Raw genomic sequence first — 19,193 nt, forward strand, 5'->3', positions numbered from 1 at the left:
TTTTGACTTAATAATATAATTATTAGATATACTTTAAAAAGGAATAAAATAATACTATAAGAAAACTAAAGCCTTTTTGTATAAAATATACTATTATATATTAAAGGGGTGATGAGGAATGAATAATAAATATTATGCACTTTTAAAGGAAAAATTTCCGACTAAGGAAAGTGTCTTAACAGAAATTATTAATTTAGAAGCAATTATGCAATTACCTAAAGGGACTGAGCACTTTGTGAGTGACTTGCATGGTGAGTACGTCGCTTTTAACCACGTTATGCGTAACGGTTCAGGTAGTATTAAGGAAAAGGTAACGAACTGCTTTAAAGACCGTGATAATGTAGATATTGATGATTTAAGCGTATTAATCTATTATCCAACAGGTAAGATAACATTGGAAGAAAATCGATTAAATAGTGAAGAGATTAAAAAATGGTATCGTAAGCAAATTCATTTATTAATTGAGGTAACTTTATTCTCAAGTACAAAATATACTCGTTCAAAAGTGAGAAAAACGTTAGACTCACAATACCGTTATATTATTGATGAATTATTATCAGAATCTAACCCAAGTTTAAATAAAGAAGATTATTTTGATACAATTATTGATAAAATCATAGAATTAGGACAAGCGAAGCCTCTAATTCGTTCTCTATGTATCGCCATTCAACATTTAGTTGTTGATCACCTACACGTTGTTGGGGATATATTTGATAGAGGTCCAGCGCCAGATAAGATTATTGATCGTTTAATGGCCGTACCAAGTATCGATATCCAATGGGGGAACCATGATATTATTTGGATGGCAGCGATGGCAGGGTCCCTTGTGTCAATTATGAATGTGATTCGAATCTCAGCGCGTTATAATAATTTAGATGTCATTGAAGAATCATATGGAATTAATATCAGACCATTAATTGAGTATGCAGATAAATACTATGAGCCTATTGATAAATTCAAACCTAGACTGAGCGATATCAACGAAGTTTCTGAATTAGAATATCGAATTTTAAATATTATCCAACAAGCAACAAGTATTCTTCAATTGAAACTAGAGGGTCAACTTTATACTAGACGACCTGATTTTATGATGGAAAATCGTGACATGTTGAGTGTCATTAATCCAGAAAAAGAGACTATTACAATTGACGGAAAAGAGTATGCATTAAATAATTTTCATGCACCCACTGTGAATTGGGATAATCCTAATGAATTAACAGAAGAGGAAGAAATCTTACTTGAAAAGCTAAAAGATTCATTTATAGGTAGTGAAAAACTTAGACGGCATATTAACTTCTTATTAGATAATGGCGGAATGTATTTAGTATACAATAATAACCTACTTATTCATGGTGGAATTCCGATGCATGAAAATGGCGATTTTAAATCATTACGGATTGATAATAAGTCGTATGCCGGGAAAGAATTACTCGATTTCTTTGAGTTGCATGTATACAAAGCTTTCATGAACAGAGAAGTTTCAGATGACTTTTCAACAGATATTATGTGGTATTTATGGTGCGGGGATTCGTCGTCATTATTCGGAAAAGGTGCGATGAAGACGTTTGAACGTTATTACATCGAAGATAAAGAAACGCATAAAGAACCTAAGAATCCTTATTACCAATTAAGAAACAATGAGATTAATTGTTTAGACATATTACATGAATTTGGGCTAGATAAGACAGCACATATTATCAATGGTCACACACCAGTCAAAGCTAAAGACGGTGAAAGCCCAATTAAAGGGAATGGTCGCCTAATTGTTATTGATGGAGGTTTCTCAAAGCCTTATCATTCACAAACTGGTATTGCTGGTTATACTTTATTATCAAACAGTTGGGGTATGCAGTTAGTAGCTCACCAGCCATTTGATTCAATCGATGATGCGGTGATGAACAAGAAAGATATCGTGTCAGTTAAACGATTGGTTGATCGTGTAGAAAATCGAACAAGAGTAAAAGAAACAACTGTTGGCGAGAAACTTCAAAAAGAGATTGCTGATTTAGAAGAACTCTTTAAAAATTACGAGCGTTATTAACATCTACTCTTTATTTTTCAGCAAAGTGATTTGTATGAAAAATAAAGAGTTTTTTTGTAATATGAATATGTACAATAAATTAAGGAGGCTATTATGAATAATATTGAAAAGTTACAACAACAAATAAAAGATTCAAAGCGTATCGTCTTCTTTGGTGGGGCAGGTGTATCGACTGAAAGTGGGATTCCAGATTTTCGTTCGGCAGAAGGAATCTTTGTTCAAGAGACCGGTTACCAATATTCACCCGAAGAAATTATTTCGCACTCATTCTTTCAACAGCATCCTAAAGTTTTCTTTGATTTTTACTTTGATAAATTAATTTATCCTGATGCAAAACCAAATTCAACGCATCAATTTATTGCTGATTTAGAAAAGTTGAATAAAGACGTCACAGTCATTACACAAAACATTGACGGCTTGCATCAAGATGCGGGAAGTACGACAGTCTATGAACTGCATGGAACGGTGAGAGAAAATTATTGTCTAAAATGTCATCGAGAATTTACAATTTCAGAGTTAGAAAGAGATGCTGATGGCATTCCAAGATGCCCAGATGATCAAGGAATTGTTCGACCAAACATCGTTCTGTACCAAGAAGGTTTAGATCAAGATATTCTCAATCATGCGATTAAAGCGATTCAAGAAGCAGATATGCTAATTATTGGAGGAACTTCTTTAGTTGTGTATCCTGCCGCTGGTTTAGTGAATTATTTTGGTGGAAAACATTTAGTTGTTATTAATAAAACAATCATTCAAGCAGGACAATATGGGGCTTTAACTTTTGAAGATAGTTTATCAAATGTGTTTAACCAAATAAAGTTAAGATAAGTTTAATGATCGGTATAAAATGAGCCATCGGCTACTTGTAGAATCTAGTCAGATTTGATACACTATGTCTATATTTTAATACATTGCTAAGAAGAGAAGAGTAATTGACAGCACACTACAGAGAAGGGACAAATGGTGAAAGTTCCTAATGTTGATGAAGGTAGCTTGGAGCAATAAAGTGCGAAGATTTTTTTGAGTGCTTTACGGAGATGACACTTCGATACAAACAAAGAGAATGAGTAATCATTAAATTAGGTGGTACCACGATAACGTCGTCCTATGTTTAGACATAGGACTTTTTTTGTGAGAAAAATAAGTGATACGCTTAAAAAATGCATACTAAAAATAATTATACTTAGAAAGGATTGACATAATGAGTAAAAAAGTATTATCAACTAAGTACCAACCGCAAGAAGTTGAAGCGGGTAAATATGAACAATGGCTAGAAAAGGGTGTTTTTAAACCGAGTGAGAATCCGAATGCAGAACCTTATTCAATCGTTATTCCACCACCAAACGTGACAGGTAAACTCCATTTAGGACATGCTTGGGACGTTACATTACAAGATATGATTATCCGTCAAAAACGTATGCAAGGATTTGATACGTTATGGTTACCAGGAATGGACCACGCAGGGATCGCCACTCAAGCAAAAGTTGAAGCCAGATTACGTGAACAAGGAATTTCAAGACATGACTTAGGACGTGAGAAATTCTTAGAAAAAACATGGGAATGGAAAGAGGAATATGCTTCACATATTCGCGAGCAATGGGGAAAAATGGGGGTATCAGTCGATTACTCTCGTGAACGCTTCACGCTAGATGAAGGTTTAAACACAGCAGTAAATAAAGTATTTGTTAAATTATACGAGAAAGATTTAATTTATCGCGGTGAATACATCATTAACTGGGATCCAGTAGCACAAACAGCTTTATCAGATATTGAAGTTATCCATAAAGATGTTCAAGGAGCATTCTACCATGTTGAATATCCAGTTGTTGGTTCAGATGAGCGTGTAGAAATTGCGACCACTCGTCCTGAGACGATGTTAGGAGATACTGCAATTGCAGTTCATCCTGAAGATGAACGTTACCAACACTTAATCGGTAAGACTGTTCTATTACCTCTAATGAACCGTGAAATACCAGTTGTAGCCGATGAATACGTGGAACGTGAGTTCGGAACAGGTGTGGTTAAGATTACACCAGCGCATGACCCTAATGACTTTGAAGTAGGAAATCGTCATGACTTAGAACGTCTAAATGTGATGCATAAAGATGGATCAATTAATGCGAACGGTGGAAAATACGAAGGCATGGACCGTTTCCAAGCACGTAAAGAAGTAGTTAAAGACTTAAAAGAACAAGGTTACTTAATAAAAGTTGAAGAGCACTTACACTCTGTGGGTCACTCTGAAAGAAGTGGGGCTGTTGTAGAACCATATCTTTCAACTCAATGGTTCGTAAGAATGGAACCTTTGGCTAAGCAAGCGATCGATAATCAAAAGACTGATGATGCGGTAGAATTCTTCCCACCAAGATTCAATGATACATTTATTACTTGGATGGAGAATGTTCATGACTGGGTTATCTCACGTCAATTATGGTGGGGACACCAAATCCCAGCTTGGTATCATAAAGAAACAAATGAAGTATATGTTGGTGAAGAAGCACCATCGGATATTGAAAACTGGGAGCGTGATGAAGACGTATTAGATACTTGGTTCTCATCTGCATTATGGCCATTTTCAACGATGGGTTGGCCCGAAGAAACTAACGATCTTAAACGTTACTTCCCAACTAATACGCTAGTAACGGGCTATGATATTATCTTCTTCTGGGTAAGTCGTATGATTTTCCAATCATTAGAATTTACTGGAGAAAGACCATTTAAGAATGTTTTAATGCATGGTTTAATTCGTGATCCTGAAGGTCGTAAGATGAGTAAATCTTTAGGGAACGGAATTGATCCAATGGATGTGATTGAAGAGTATGGTGTGGATGCTTTACGTTGGTTCTTAGCGAACGGCTCAGCACCAGGGCAAGATGTTCGTTATATTCCAGAAAAATTAGCATCAGCATGGAACTTTATTAATAAGATATGGAACGCAAGCCGTTATGTATTAATGAATGTGGATGATATGACGCTTGAAGAAGTTCAAATTGGTGACGATATGTCCTTAGCGGATCGTTGGATTTTATCACGCCTACAATCTGTAACAGAGAATGTTACTCGCTTATTCGATAAGTTTGAGTTTGGGGAAGCGGGTCGTGTGTTATACCACTTTATTTGGGATGATTACTGCGATTGGTATATCGAAATGACAAAAGAAAACTTACAAGATGTTAGTACAGATAACACAACAACGAAAAGTATTTTAGTCTATGTACTAGACCAATTCTTACGTCTATTACATCCAATTATGCCATTCGTGACTGAGGAAATTTGGCAACAAATTGCTCCCGCAGATGAGTCAATTGTTGTATCAAACTATCCAACTGTACAAGATAAGTTCATTGACAAAGATAGTGAAGAAGCAATGACGAAATTAATTGATATTATTCGTTCGGTTCGTCAAATTCGTAATGAGATGAATACGCCACTTTCAAAAGCGGTTGATTTATACATCAAAGTAACAGACGAATCAGATCGTAACGTATTAGAAGAAAACATTGCTTACATTCAACGATTCTGTAACCCAGAGCATTTAGAAATTGGTAGCGAAGTTGAAACACCGAGTGAAGTTGTAACACAAACTTTACCGTTCGCACAAGTCTTAATGCCATTAGAGGGCTTAATTAAGATTGAAGACGAAATTAAACGTCTTGAACAAGAAAAAGCTAAACTAGAAAAAGAAGTTGAACGTTTAGTTAAAAAATTAGGTAACGAAAACTTTGTTAAAAAAGCTCCTGAAGCCGTTGTCAATGAAGAACGCGCTAAAGAAGCAGACTATAACAAACAATTAACTGCAGTTACCGAAAGAATTGCAGAATTAAAAGCACTATAAAAAACAACGAGTATTCCCTAAAAGAAACAATTGGGCAATGAACAAGAAGTATTATTTTCAGGGGAGTTAATATTCGAATTATATTAACGGGGAGTCTTGATTATAAAATGAAATTTACTACTGTCGAACAAGCAACTGCTTGGCTAGATGCACAAACAAATCCTAAACAAAGAATTGGTCTTAAGAAAATTGAAACAGCAATGAACTATGTTAATAATCCACACCTAGGACTTCCAGTTATTCATATAACTGGAACGAATGGTAAAGGATCAACAACTACTTTTCTTAAAGAATTGTTACTAAGCCAAGGATTAGCTGTTGGAACTTTTACATCACCACATATTATGCGCTTTAACGAAAGAATCAGTTACAATGGCGAAAATATTAGTGATGATGATTTAATTCGAATTATCGAACAAATGGTTGAAGTTAATGAATATATGGAAACAACAGAATATGGACGTTTAATTTTCTTTGAACTTTATACTGTCATGATGGCTCTGTACTTCCAGGAAAAACAACCTAATGTTTGTTTAATTGAAGTAGGTATTGGTGGGGAAAATGATTGTACCAATGTATTTAAAGCTGATTTAGCGATTCTTACAACTATTGGTTTAGATCATGAAGATTTATTGGGAGATACTGTTGAAGCAGTCGCTTCTGAAAAGTCAGGGATTATTAAAGAGAAATCGATTGTAGTCACTGGCCCCATCCAAGCCTCTCCCTTAAATGTTGTAAGTGAACGTGCAAAATTAAAGAATGGCTCGCATGTGAAATTTGGTGTCGATTATGGTTTTGACTCTATCCAAAACTTAAAGGAAAAGGGGTCTTCATTTGACTTTTGGCAAATCGTTGACGGTCAAAAACAAGTTCGAAATTGGCATATTACGATGCTAGGACGTTATCAAATAGATAATGCCACAATTGCTTTAAAAGCATTTATTGCTTGGATGTCACATCTCGACCAACACATTAATTTTGAAGATGCTGCCTATGCGTTAAAACATACAAAATGGATGGCCCGAATGGAGAAAATTTCGGATAACCCAATTATATATATCGATGGTGCTCATAATGCGCATGGTTTAACTGCACTAAAAACTCTGGTCGATGAATACTTCTATGATAAAGAAATAATAATTTTGTACGCAGGCTTATCGACGAAAAATCAAGATGAACAATTGCCAATATTACAAGCCTTTGAAGCTGAAAAACTTTATTTAACTCAATTTGATCATCGAAAAGCGATGTCGATTGATGATTTTGAAGAGTTAGCAGATGAATTACTCAATACTTCATTTACAATGGTTGAGGACTGGCAAGGTTTTCTTTTAGAATTTGTCGAAAAAGCTGATGAAACTAAGGATAGAATCCTATTAGTTACAGGATCATTGTACTTTGTTTCAGATGTGAGACAATTATTTTTGAAAAAAGTGAAAATAAAATAATGGAAATGACTCTTTTTTGCGTATTTATATATATACACAAAAAGGAGGTATTTTTATGTACATTTCAAAATCATTTATTCGAGAAGTTCCAAAAAATTTGCAACCGAGGGAAAGATTATTGACCTATGGTGAAAGAGCCTTGTCAGATCAGGAATTGTTAGCAATATTGTTTAGAACTGGAACACGAGAAGAGAATGTACTCAATCTTTCGCTGCGTTTTATCGATCACTTTCAAAATTTAAATGAATTAAAACATTCCAGCATTGAAGAGTTTCAACAAGTCAAAGGTGTCGGACCGGTGAAGGCCATTGAACTTAAAGCCGCGATAGAATTAGGTTACCGGATTGCGACGAGTGCAGTACCAAAGTATGGACATATTGTGTCTACCAAGTCTGCAGGGGAATGGCTCATTACAGAAATGGCTGATTTACATCAAGAACATCTTGTTGTGTTATTTCTTAATACCAAAAATGAAATTATTAAGAAACAGACTATCTTTATTGGCTCCGTAAATAGTTCTGTCGCGCATCCTAGAGAGATTTTCAAAGAAGCGGTAAAGTATCCAACGGCTCGAATTATCATCGCTCATAATCATCCAAGTGGGGATACACAACCAAGCCCAGCAGACTTACACTTTACAAGGCGAATGATTGCGTGTGGTGAGTTAATGGGGATTAATGTTTTGGATCATTTGATTATAGGGCAGCATGAATATTTAAGTATTCATGAAACCACGGACTTATTTGATTAAATTTTTAAATAAAAATGTAAAAATATTGCATTTTTTATCCATTGTGATAACATTAACATATGTTTTTGTCAGAGGTAAGAAAGATTTTTAAATAATTCGATTCGTACCATCAGCAAGAATATAATACAAGTGCTAGGCACGAAGAGGAGGCTATGAAAATGGCAGAAGGAAAAGTAAAATGGTTTGACGCTGGTAAAGGATTTGGATTCATCGAACGTGATGGAGAAGCGGACGTATTTGTACATTTCTCAGCAATCCAAGGTGACGGATTCAAATCTTTAGAAGAAGGTCAAGAAGTATCTTTCGATATTGAAGAAGGAGCTCGCGGACCTCAAGCAGCTAACGTTAATAAACTATAATTTTGTTAACAATGACTAATTAAAATCTCTTTAAAGAGTAAAGCTCAGGACATTTGTCTTGAGCTTTTTTATATGCATATAAATTGAATGAAAGTGCTTCCGATGATAGACTGGATTGTGAACAGAGTAAATATTAAGCCATTATATTGATAGTGAGTCATGTATTTATTGAATGAATTTAATCATATGATGCTTATAATCATGAAAGGGGAAAAATTAGTGAAGACTTACCAAATGTATATCGATGGTGCTTGGACAAATAGTCAAAGCCCAGAGACAAAAGATGTTATTAACCCTACAACCGAGGAAGTCATTGCGAAAGTTCCAATTGGAAATAAAGAGGACGCGAATAAAGCTGTTGCAGCTGCAAAAAGAGCATTCCCAAGTTGGAACACGTTATCACCTGAAGAGCGCGCGGAATATGTCTTAAAAATTGGAAAAGGCATTCGTGAAAGAGCAGAGGAAATTACAGACTCAGTCGTAGCAGAACTAGGATCTGCTCGTAGTTTTAGTGAATATTCTCAAGTCGTTCGTTCAGCTGAAGAACTAGAGGCTTCTGTTGAAGCATTAAAACAATTTGATTTTACAGAAGAAATTGAGAATGCGACCATTATGAAAGAGGGCGTTGGTGTTGTTGCAGCTGTTACACCATGGAACTATCCTTTAAACCAAATTCAGCGTAAAATTACACCCGCACTCTTAGCAGGGAATACAGTCGTTGTTAAACCTGCTTCGGATACACCGATAACCGCAATGATACTAGCTGAAATCATTGATAAAGCTGGGTTACCTAAAGGTGTTTTCAACTTAATTACAGGTAGCGGAAGTGATTTAGGGGACTACTTAGCAGGACATCCTGATGTCGGCTTAATTTCCTTCACAGGTTCGACGGATGTCGGTCGTAATTTATACGACAGAGCTAAAGGTGGCATTAAAAAGCTTGTACTTGAACTAGGTGGTAAATCTGCCTTAGTTTATTTAAAAAATGGTGATTTACAAACAGCAGTGAAATCTTCAATGGATACGGTATTAAATAATACAGGACAATCGTGTTCTGCCTTAACTCGCTTACTTGTGCCAGAAGATGAACTTGACGCCGTGAAAAAGGCTCTTGTTGAATATGTCGAAGAGGCTAAAGTCGGCGACCCAAATGATAAAGAGGTTGTTGTTGGTCCCCTAGTTTCAAAAGGACAAAAAGAAACAGTTCTTGAATACATTGAAAAAGGAAAACAAGAAGGAGCGGAAGTTCTTATTGGTGGGAATGAAATTGACCGTAAAGGGTACTTTGTTGAACCAACTGTATTTGTGAATGTTTCTAACGATATGACCATCGCACAAGAAGAAATTTTTGGCCCGGTGCTTTCAGTTATTACTTATAAAGATGTCGCTGAAGCCATTGAAATCGCGAACGACTCAGAATACGGTCTAAGCGGCGCTGTTGTGGGTGTCGAAGAAGAAGCTTTAGAAGTAGCTCGTCAACTTAGAACAGGAAATGTTATTGTTAACGGAGCGACAGTTAACAATGCGGCACCTTTCGGAGGTTATAAACAATCTGGTGTTGGCCGGGAGAAAGGCCACTACGGAATTGAAGATTACTTAGAAATTAAAGCGATCTTTAAATAAATTTTACTAGGGGCTAGCAAGATAGCCCCTTTTTTTATGGAAAAAATAAGAAGAATAAGAAGTCTCATGTAAGAAGTTCGAGTAAATCCTAGTTATTTAGTTTACAAATTGAAAAAAACTTATATAATTTTATTAAGAGTGTGAAGATTGGTAGCTTTTCGACTGATTGGTTTGATATAATGTTTTGGTATGATTATATTCTTGTCAAAAGGAGGAGAAGCAATGTTTTGGAATAAGCAAAGACTAGGCATTGACCTCGGTACTGCTAACACCATCATTTATATTGAGAAAAAAGGCATTGCGCTGAGAGAACCTTCCATTGTTGCCAAGCAAATAGAAACCGGTGAAATTGTTGCCTTTGGAAAAGAAGCTGAGCAGTTAGTTGGAAGAACCTCTGACAAATATGAAATTATTCGGCCAATGCGTGATGGGGTTATTGCAAATTTTGAATTAACAAAACAGATGTTATCTCACTATATAAAACAAGCTGTTCATCGGTCCATTTCACGGCCAGAAGTAGTTATCTGTGTGCCAAGTAATATTTCAAAAGTTGAAAGACGAGCAATGATTGACGCCATTAAAGACTTAGGAATTTCACGTGCTATGATCATTGAGGAGCCGTTTGCAGCAGCTTTAGGTGCTGATTTATCAATATCCGAACCCCGCGGAAAGATGGTGGTCGATATTGGTGGTGGAACAACGGATGTTGCGACTATCTCTTATGGTGAAGTTGTAGATAATATTACAACTCGTGCTGGTGGGAATCGCATGAATGAAGCGATTCAAGCATTTGTTCGTGAAAATTATCAATTAGCCATTGGCTACGGTGAAGCAGAAGCATTGAAGATAGAAATTGGGAATGCGAAATTTACTGAATATGATAAAAATGATAAGATGGTCGTTAAAGGTCGGAATATTGCAACAGGTGTTCCTGATGAGCGAATTATATATGCTAAGGTTGTTTCTGAAGCCTTAGATGAAGTCATCTCGATGATCGTAACGTCAATTAAACAAGTGTTAGAAGTGACGAAACCTGAGCTTTCTGTTGATATAATGGAATCTGGCATTGTCCTATCAGGCGGAGGTGCTTTATTGAAGCGTCTACCTGAAAGATTATATGACGAAATTGGTATCCCTGTGCACTTATCTAAGATACCTCTCGATAGTGTCGCAATTGGTGCAGGAAAGATGCTAAAAGAACTAAATAAACAAGGTAAAGAACACGAGCGTCGCTCACGCTAGAGTTTTTTAGGTAAGGAAGAGGAATGAATGTTAAATAATAAGAAATTAATCGGATTACTGATCTCAGGTATAGCCGTAATTTCATTGGTATTCTTTTCACTGAATAATGGGACTACTAATGTTGTCAGTAGTGCAGTCAATGAAACCGGTGCGTGGGTTGGAAGAGTCTTCTCTGCTCCCGTGAATATCGTAGTGAATTTTGTTGATTCAGTTGATGAATTAATAAATACCTTTGAAGAAAATCAAAGTTTAAAATCTAAAATCGATGAAATCGATGAGATGCAAGTAAGAATCGCAGATTTAGAAACAGAAAATGAAAAAATGCGTCAAGAATTAGATTTATCAGAGACGTTAAGTGACTTTACTCGTGTCAATGCAACGGTCATTTCTAGGAACCCTGACCAATGGATGGAAACACTAACAATTAATGTTGGAGCCAATGAAGGTATCAAAAAAGACATGTCTGTCATGGCTGGGAATGGTTTAATTGGACGTATTGTCGAAGTAAACCCAACGAGTTCTAAAGTGATGTTATTAACAACACAACAACAAAACGAAAGCATGGTCTCTGCAAGAATCCAAACGCAAGGTGATTCATCAGCCAATGGTATTGTGAGTTCATATGATCCAAGAACCGGACATTATATTATGACACAAGTCGATCCAGCTGCAGAAGTGGCAAGTGGTGATATGGTTATTACATCAGGTCTTGGTGGAATCACTCCAGCAACTTTATTAATTGGCGAAGTAGCTGAGTCTTATATGGATGATTATGGCTTATTCCAAGTTGTTGAAATTGAACCTGCGGGAGAGATGACCGATATACGTTTTGTAACAGTGATTATCGGTGAAGGGCAGAGTGAGTAGATGAGAATCAATCGGTGGCAAAGATTAAAGTGGACAATCCCTGTAATTTTATTCCTAACAACAATTATTGATGCAGCCTTCCCAGCCATATTTCCAACTGCATTTTTAGGGAATGGCCAAGTGATCGTATCACATATCACTTTGTATTATATTGTGACATTTGCTTTTTATTTTCGTGAAAGTAATATTTTAATTTATAGTTTTATCTTTGGTTTATTCTATGATTCGTATAACACGACAGTCTTAGGTGTTTATGCTACTTTATATTTTATTATTGCTTATTTAATTATTAAAGTTAAAAAGTATTTTCCAAAGAAGATGCCAGTTCATGCGATGTTATTCTTTGTAGGGATTGTAATTCTCGATGCCTTAGTTTACGTCTTTTATAATGAATTAGGCACATCAATGATCTCAATGACAGGCTTTTTAGTTTCAAGGTTGAGTCCGACATTAATCTTTAATATTGTGATGGCGATCATTCTTTATTTTCCAACAAGAAGCTTATTAAATTGGTTAGGTTACGAAGATTACATTATATTCTAACCATTAGAATGTAATGATAAAATCACAGCTTTATGAAAATTATTTTAATAAAATGATGAAAAGGAGTTGACTTATTTCATAAGAATTGCTAAACTCATCTCAAGTTAATAAATTAAGTCTGAGATTAAGAGAGTAAACAATAAAGCATATCAAAGCGAGGTAAGGTAGAGTGGAAGCTTACCGATGAATTATTGTTGAACCGCACTTATGAGACAAGCAAGTGAATAAGTAGCTTGCTTCGCTGTCTGAGCGTTAACAATATTGAGGGAATTCGTCTAGTTTATCTAGAGGAGTTAACTAGAGTGGTACCGCGGTCTCAAACCCGTCTCTATGTTCGAAGGAACTAGAGACGGGTATTTTTATGTACATTTGTATATAAGACTTAAGATTTAACAGTCGTGTTGAAGTTGAATTAAATAAACAAACAAAAAGGAGAAATAAAAATGAAAAAAATGATGAAAGTATTATTAACAATCGGTGTCGTATTAGGGTTATTCGCTTCAGTGAAACCTGCAGAAGCTCAAAAAACATTAGCTAATATTCAAGAAGCAGGTGAATTAGTCGTAGGTACAAGTGCTGATTTCCCGCCATTTGAATGGGTAGTCCTAGATGGAAGCGAAGCACAAGTCGTTGGGATTGATGCGGATCTAGCACAATTAATTGCCGATGAAATTGGTGTTGAGTTAGTTATTGAAGATACATCATTTGATGGTTTAATTCCTTCAGTTAGCTCAGGCCGTGTAGACATGGTTCTTGCTGGAATGACTTATTCTGAAGAACGTGCTGAGCAAGTAGACTTTTCAGAAGTTTATTATGAAACAAATAGTAAATTCGTTGTCCCTGTTGGAGAAGAAGGAAACTTTGAGTCAATTGAAGATTTCGCTAATTTAAAGATTGGTGTTCAAAAAGGTACAATTCAAGAAAGTTTACTAAATGATGTTCTTCCTGATGCTGAATTAGTATCAATGAACAAAAATGGCGATCTTATCGAAGCTCTAAAATCAAAACGAGTGGATGCAGTCTTAATGGACGGTATCGTCGTTGGTGAATTCGTTAACTTAAACAGTGACGCCATTGTCTTACTAGACGGCATCCAAGTTGAAGAAGAAAACGAAGGTTTCGCTGCTGTAACGGCTAAAGGTAACACTGAGTTAATGGAAGCCATCAATAAAGTTATCGCTGACGTTACTGAATCAGAACAAATGGAAGAAATCGTAACTAAGAATACAGAATTAAATGCTGAACAAACGGAAGAGTAGGCGATAAAGAAAGCATCAGCGGACAATATCAGGAGGCGTAACAATGAAAAAAATAATGAAAGTTATCATAGCTGTGATGTTACTAGCATCACTTGTCTTACCATTAACAAACGCAAAAGCACTAACAACGCTAGAGAGCATTAAAGAAAAAGGGCAACTTGTTGTTGGAACATCGGCTGATTATCCGCCTTTCGAATGGATTTCTATCGAAGATGGACAAGAAGAAATTATTGGAGCAGATATTGATTTAGCACAAAAGATTGCTGACGAAATTGGGGTAGAACTCGTTATAGAAAATATGGGCTTTGACGGTTTAATCCCTTCATTAAAGACAAATCGTGTGGATATCTTAATTGCTGGTATGGGTTATACTGAAGAACGTGCTGGGCAAGTTGATTTCTCAACACCTTATTATGAAACAACAGATTACTTCGTTGTTCGTGCTGAAGACGCAGAACAGTTTGAAGATGCCTCAGCTTTTACTGAGAAACGCTTAGGTGCTCAAAAAGCTTCAATTCAAGAAGGAATCATTCTAAGTCAATTCCCTGATGCAGTTTTAACTTCTCTAGGGAAAAATAATGATTTAATACAATCACTATTAACAAACCGTTTAGATGCTGTTTTATTAGACGAAGTCGCAGCAGCTCAATTTATAAAGCAAAATACTGATAAACTAGTTCTTTTAGAAGAATTCCCATTCATTGATGAAGAAGCTCAGACAGGTCAATCAGTTATTTTGAATAAAGATAACGAAGATTTGTTAGAAGTCATTAATGGCGTTGTTGAAGAAATGGTTGAAAATGGCGAGTATGATGAATTAATTGAAAAATATATAGAGTTAATCTAAAGAAAAATCAAAGGAGCCGTTTGTAATACTACTGACGGTTCTTTTTTTAAATTAATATAAATATGTTAAACTTATTAAGAAACTAAACCTTTTTATCATATTTTTAGTTAAAGATAAGTTTTAACGGGAGGATTTTGTTGAATGAATTTAGCAGAACGAATTAAACAATGGACAGAACAGCACAATGACATGATTATTGAAGGAATGGTTGACTTATTACAGATTCCAACAATATACGAAGAAGAGACTGTATCTGAAGACGCACCTTATGGTGAAGGCATCGCGAACGGACTTGCTTGGATGAAGGAAAGAGCCGATCAAGATGGCTTTAATACTTTTAACGATAAAGGCCAGTATTTAGTTATCGAACTACCTGCATCTGAAAAGACTGACAAACGAATTGACGTTGTTGGACACATGGATGTCGTTTCAGTTGGAGATGGTTGGAATTACGATCCATTTGGAGCAGAAATTGTAGGAGATAATCTCTACGCACGTGGTGCTCAAGATATGAAAGTGGCTGTTTGGTTGTCCTATGTATCTTTACTAATGATTAAAGAAATGGATTTAACTTTAACCCATAATTTACGTCTCGTAGTAGGAACAGATGAAGAGAGTTCATTCGAAGATATTGTATACTATGTAGAACAAAATGGCTTACCGAACTTTATGTTTACACCAGATTCATCATTCCAAATAACACTTGGTGAAAAAGGGGATGCAGCCTTTTCATTAGAAGGGCAAATTCAATCAACGATAGTTGACACAATCGAAACATTTAACTCTGAAAATGCGATTAATGATCGTGTTGATGTCATTCTTAAAGAAGAAGCGATAGATAAAGTCACTGAAGCACTTGAGGAATTAACTTTCAAACATGCGTTAGTTGGTAATAGTTTAACTATTTATGGGAAATCAGCACACAGTTCAAAGCCTGAATTAGGAGAAAATGCACTCGCACACTTATTCAAATTGCTAGCGGAGAAATTAGATGAAGAATGGGCAGTGCCATTTAATGCAGCTTTTAATGACTACAACGGTGGTGGTTTAGACTTAAAATCACACTATGAACCTATGGGGTCACCGACTGTGAATCCGTCACAATGTCATTTAACAGATGGCGAACTTGGACTTGTGGTAGATATTCGTTTCCCTAATCCGGTTACTAAAGACCAATTACAAACAACTTTAGCAAGTAAGTTTCCAAACTTTACTATTGAGAATCATTTCCACTTCCCACCTACTGAAATTTCAATGCATAATCCCTATGTAAATCAATTAATGGGAGTTTATGATGATTGGATTTCAGAGAATCAGCCTGCATTTTATAGTGGGGGCATTACTTATGCCAAATTATTCCAGGGAGTTGGTGTCGCATTCGGAATCACATACTTAAATGATGGTATGGAAAACCGCGCACATCAGGCAGATGAATACTTTAATTTATCAGCCATACCGACCGTTTTGGGTGCTCTAACAGATGCAATGGTTCGTTTAATTCAATTATAGAAAGTAGGGTTTATGTATGAAGTTCATTGATTTACATGCAGACACACTTATGCATACGTCGTTATCAGGTGCCGATTCTTTAATGCACAATTCTCAAACTCACCTCGATATTCAACGATTAAGTCAAGGTGGAGCGATGGCACAATTTTTGGCAGTCTTTATGTTAAATGAAGCCATCTTTAAAAAGCAAAATAGACCAATAATTAGCGATAAAGAATACATCGATCAACTATACAAACATTTACAAGAAAGTATTGATAAGTTTAGTAATAGCATTCAATTAGCAACTAACTATGAGACACTTGGAAGCAATCAAATGGCTAATAATATCTCGATATTCTTAACTTTAGAAGACGGTAGACCGATTGGGGAAGATCTCACTCGCTTAGAAGATCTATACGAGATGGGCTTTAGATTAGTCACACTTACTTGGAATAAAGAAAATTCCATTGGATACCCGAATAGTTTTGACAAAAACGATATGCGAAAAGGCTTAAAGAAATTCGGCTTTGAAGTCATTGAATTAATGAATAGCCTTGGCATGGTAATTGATGTCTCGCATCTGTCTGATGGTGGGTTCTACGATGTGATTGAAACTTCAAACAAACCAATTATTGCGAGTCATTCGAATGCAAGAGCCCTTTCGCCGCACCCAAGAAACTTGTCAGATGATATGATCAAGAAAATCGCTGAGTCTGGTGGAGTCATTGGTTTGAATTTCTTTGGTAATTTCCTAAATAAAGATATCACTCAAAATCAATCGACCATTAAAGTTATGATTGAACACTTGGACCACATTCGTAACATTGGTGGTGCAGAAGTCCTCGCCTTAGGAACAGACTTTGACGGCATGAGTGGTGAGTTAGAAATTGATGGACCAGATAAGATGAATCTGTTATTTGATGCCTTATGGCATTCAGGATGGGATTATGGAACTATTGAAAAATTTGGTTTCCAAAATACAATGCGTGTAATTAAAGATGTAATGAAATAGGAGAATATGATGGAATATATTTTTACTGAAGAGGAATTCAATCTCTTCAATGTTAAAGGTTTAGATACACAAATGCCTATGATTCGCTCAGAAATTCAACCATTATTTAGATATTATGGTCGGTTAGTTTCAGAGCATATTCAAACAAAATTGAATTCAACTGAATCCTTGCCAGTCCATGTTGCCAAGCATATCCAACGCTCAGTTCACGAGCTAGAATCAACTTGGTGTGCCATTGGTGGAGATAACCGTGGTTATAAGAAATATCCTCATTTTCAAATTGGGATTAATGGAGAATATCTTTTTATTATGTTGTCTTTTATTGATAATATCTTATATCAAAAAGATATTGCGAAACTCTTTCAGGACGATATTGAAGCGTTTCAATCTTTACCTGAGGATATAATGATTATTCCCAATCATACCAAATTGGCTTATGAAACGATTCAAGAAGCGGATTTAGCTAAGTTATTCGAACGTCTAGAAACAGTTAAAAGTGCAGAGTTTATGATTGGGAGAATTGAACCTAAGATAAACCATCAATTACAGTCTGAAGAAGACTATAAAGTTTGGCTAGCAAAGACAGTTGATGAGCTTTTACCTATGTATCAAAAAGCAATGAAATTTTATGAATAATTATTAAAAATAGTTGACACTTATCTATTATTTTGCTATGATACTACTGTTGTATTTGTGCACCCATCTGCAACCGCACATCTTAAGTTTATAAGTGATGGAAACATCCACTTAAAATGGCGAGTCTCGGTGTAGGAGTAAGTGATTACTCTGACAATAAAAATATAGGAGGTGCTTGAATGTACGCAATTATTAAAACTGGCGGAAAACAAGTAAAAGTTGAAGAAGGACAAACAATCTTCATTGAGAAGTTAGACGTTAACGAAGGTGACACAGTCACATTTGATGAAGTTGTATTAGTAGGTGGAGAAGACACTAAAATTGGTGCTCCATTTGTAGAAGGTGCTACTGTTGAAGCGACTGTTGAAAAACAAGGACGCGGCAAAAAAGTAACAATCTTCAAATACAGACGTCGTAAAGACTCTCATACTAAACAAGGTCACCGTCAACCGTATACAAAAGTTACAATTAACTCAATTAACGCATAAAAATGATTAACATATCATTTTATCGCGATACTCATAAGCACATTAAACAAGTCTTAATGACGGGTCACGCTGGTTATGCAGATCCAGGTTATGATATTGTTTGTGCGGCAGTATCGAGTCAAGTTATTTCAGTTGAGAATTCATTAGTTCAATTATTGAACATTGAAGTTGAAACAGAAGTAAACGAAATTGAGGGAGGTTACTTAAAAGTAACGCTACCATCAAATTTAGGTAAATCAGTGACTCATGATGCGCAGTTATTACTTCAACATTTGCATTTTGCTTTTGAAGTGCTGGCAGAGAGTTATCCTGAATTTATAAATATCTACGAAAAAGAATTTATATCATAGGAGGTGCATTGGAATGTTAAAACTTAATTTACAAATGTTCGCTACGAAAAAAGGTGGAGGTTCGACACAAAACGGTCGTGACTCAATCGCTAAACGTTTAGGTGCAAAAGCATCTGACGGACAAACTGTTACAGGTGGATCAATCATTTTCCGCCAACGTGGAACTAAAATCCACCCAGGTAACAACGTAGGTCGTGGTGGGGATGATACATTATTCGCACTAGTTGACGGTGTTGTTAAATTTGAGCGCAAAGGACACAGCAAAAAGCAAGTTTCTGTATACCCTGCAGTTCAAGAAGCTTAATTAGTATTAATTAAGAATCAATTGAAATAAGCCAGTTTAGACGATTTAAAAGTCTAAACTGGCTTATTTTTTTGTTTTGTTTTTGGTAGATTTATAC

The 19,193-nt window shown here is 35.8% G+C and carries 18 protein-coding genes and 3 other annotated features; all 18 genes read left to right on the top strand.

Going from position 1 to position 19,193, the window contains the following annotated elements:
- The first annotated feature begins 118 nt into the window (after window positions 1-118).
- The 18 genes from HW423_RS09465 to rpmA all read left to right on the top strand — a co-directional run bounded on the left by HW423_RS09465 (window position 119) and on the right by rpmA (window position 19,096).
- Window positions 119-2,041 carry a fructose-1,6-bisphosphatase gene (locus HW423_RS09465; protein WP_218931671.1) on the top strand — a complete coding sequence of 641 codons (1,923 nt, stop codon included), beginning with the start codon at window positions 119-121 and terminating at the stop codon, window positions 2,039-2,041.
- Between the two features lie 93 nt (window positions 2,042-2,134).
- The gene (locus HW423_RS09470; protein WP_218931672.1) at window positions 2,135-2,869 is read left to right on the top strand and encodes an NAD-dependent protein deacylase; all 735 of its coding nucleotides are present in this window, start codon (window positions 2,135-2,137) and stop codon (window positions 2,867-2,869) included.
- Window positions 2,870-2,948: 79 nt separating this feature from the next.
- Window positions 2,949-3,152: a binding site (T-box leader), on the top strand.
- A 90-nt stretch (window positions 3,153-3,242) separates the two neighbouring features.
- Window positions 3,243-5,876 carry a valine--tRNA ligase gene (locus tag HW423_RS09475; protein ID WP_218931673.1) on the top strand — a complete coding sequence of 878 codons (2,634 nt, stop codon included), beginning with the start codon at window positions 3,243-3,245 and terminating at the stop codon, window positions 5,874-5,876.
- A 107-nt stretch (window positions 5,877-5,983) separates the two neighbouring features.
- Window positions 5,984-7,324, top strand: coding sequence for a bifunctional folylpolyglutamate synthase/dihydrofolate synthase (locus tag HW423_RS09480; RefSeq protein WP_218931674.1), 1,341 nt, complete (start codon window positions 5,984-5,986; stop codon window positions 7,322-7,324).
- A 55-nt stretch (window positions 7,325-7,379) separates the two neighbouring features.
- Window positions 7,380-8,075 (top strand): RadC family protein, encoded by a 696-nt coding sequence (gene radC / locus HW423_RS09485; RefSeq protein ID WP_218931675.1) that lies wholly within the window; start codon window positions 7,380-7,382, stop codon window positions 8,073-8,075.
- 158 nt (window positions 8,076-8,233) lie between these two features.
- Entirely contained in the window at window positions 8,234-8,434 is a 201-nt protein-coding gene (locus HW423_RS09490; RefSeq protein ID WP_138403612.1) for a cold-shock protein, read from the top strand.
- 219 nt (window positions 8,435-8,653) lie between these two features.
- On the top strand, window positions 8,654-10,057 hold the full coding sequence (locus HW423_RS09495; protein ID WP_218931676.1) for an aldehyde dehydrogenase family protein: 1,404 nt from the start codon (window positions 8,654-8,656) through the stop codon (window positions 10,055-10,057).
- A 222-nt stretch (window positions 10,058-10,279) separates the two neighbouring features.
- Window positions 10,280-11,299 carry a rod shape-determining protein gene (mreB, locus tag HW423_RS09500; protein ID WP_218931677.1) on the top strand — a complete coding sequence of 340 codons (1,020 nt, stop codon included), beginning with the start codon at window positions 10,280-10,282 and terminating at the stop codon, window positions 11,297-11,299.
- A gap of 27 nt (window positions 11,300-11,326) precedes the next feature.
- Window positions 11,327-12,166 carry a rod shape-determining protein MreC gene (mreC, locus tag HW423_RS09505; RefSeq protein WP_218931678.1) on the top strand — a complete coding sequence of 280 codons (840 nt, stop codon included), beginning with the start codon at window positions 11,327-11,329 and terminating at the stop codon, window positions 12,164-12,166.
- On the top strand, window positions 12,167-12,709 hold the full coding sequence (gene mreD / locus HW423_RS09510; RefSeq protein ID WP_218931679.1) for a rod shape-determining protein MreD: 543 nt from the start codon (window positions 12,167-12,169) through the stop codon (window positions 12,707-12,709).
- Between the two features lie 111 nt (window positions 12,710-12,820).
- Window positions 12,821-13,042: a binding site (T-box leader), on the top strand.
- A gap of 110 nt (window positions 13,043-13,152) precedes the next feature.
- Window positions 13,153-13,968 (top strand): transporter substrate-binding domain-containing protein, encoded by an 816-nt coding sequence (locus tag HW423_RS09515; RefSeq protein ID WP_218931680.1) that lies wholly within the window; start codon window positions 13,153-13,155, stop codon window positions 13,966-13,968.
- Between the two features lie 43 nt (window positions 13,969-14,011).
- On the top strand, window positions 14,012-14,815 hold the full coding sequence (locus HW423_RS09520; RefSeq protein WP_218931681.1) for a transporter substrate-binding domain-containing protein: 804 nt from the start codon (window positions 14,012-14,014) through the stop codon (window positions 14,813-14,815).
- 141 nt (window positions 14,816-14,956) lie between these two features.
- A complete protein-coding gene (locus HW423_RS09525) occupies window positions 14,957-16,324 on the top strand; it encodes a Sapep family Mn(2+)-dependent dipeptidase (RefSeq protein ID WP_218931682.1) in 1,368 nt (455 codons plus the stop codon).
- A 16-nt stretch (window positions 16,325-16,340) separates the two neighbouring features.
- Window positions 16,341-17,318, top strand: coding sequence for a dipeptidase (locus HW423_RS09530; protein WP_218931683.1), 978 nt, complete (start codon window positions 16,341-16,343; stop codon window positions 17,316-17,318).
- A gap of 9 nt (window positions 17,319-17,327) precedes the next feature.
- Window positions 17,328-17,954 carry a DUF1054 family protein gene (locus tag HW423_RS09535; RefSeq protein ID WP_218931684.1) on the top strand — a complete coding sequence of 209 codons (627 nt, stop codon included), beginning with the start codon at window positions 17,328-17,330 and terminating at the stop codon, window positions 17,952-17,954.
- A 61-nt stretch (window positions 17,955-18,015) separates the two neighbouring features.
- Window positions 18,016-18,091 (top strand) — a sequence feature (ribosomal protein L21 leader region).
- Between the two features lie 42 nt (window positions 18,092-18,133).
- Window positions 18,134-18,442: a 50S ribosomal protein L21 gene (rplU, locus tag HW423_RS09540; RefSeq protein ID WP_138403602.1), complete on the top strand. Its 309-nt coding sequence runs from the start codon at window positions 18,134-18,136 to the stop codon at window positions 18,440-18,442.
- Window positions 18,443-18,444: 2 nt separating this feature from the next.
- Entirely contained in the window at window positions 18,445-18,792 is a 348-nt protein-coding gene (locus HW423_RS09545) for a ribosomal-processing cysteine protease Prp (protein ID WP_218931685.1), read from the top strand.
- Window positions 18,793-18,805: 13 nt separating this feature from the next.
- Complete coding sequence (gene rpmA, locus HW423_RS09550) at window positions 18,806-19,096, top strand: 50S ribosomal protein L27 (protein ID WP_197105071.1); 291 nt, start codon at window positions 18,806-18,808, stop codon at window positions 19,094-19,096.
- The last annotated feature ends 97 nt before the right edge of the window (window positions 19,097-19,193 follow it).

Source organism: Ruoffia halotolerans (assembly GCF_014049385.1).
GTDB lineage: Bacteria > Bacillota > Bacilli > Lactobacillales > Aerococcaceae > Ruoffia > Ruoffia halotolerans.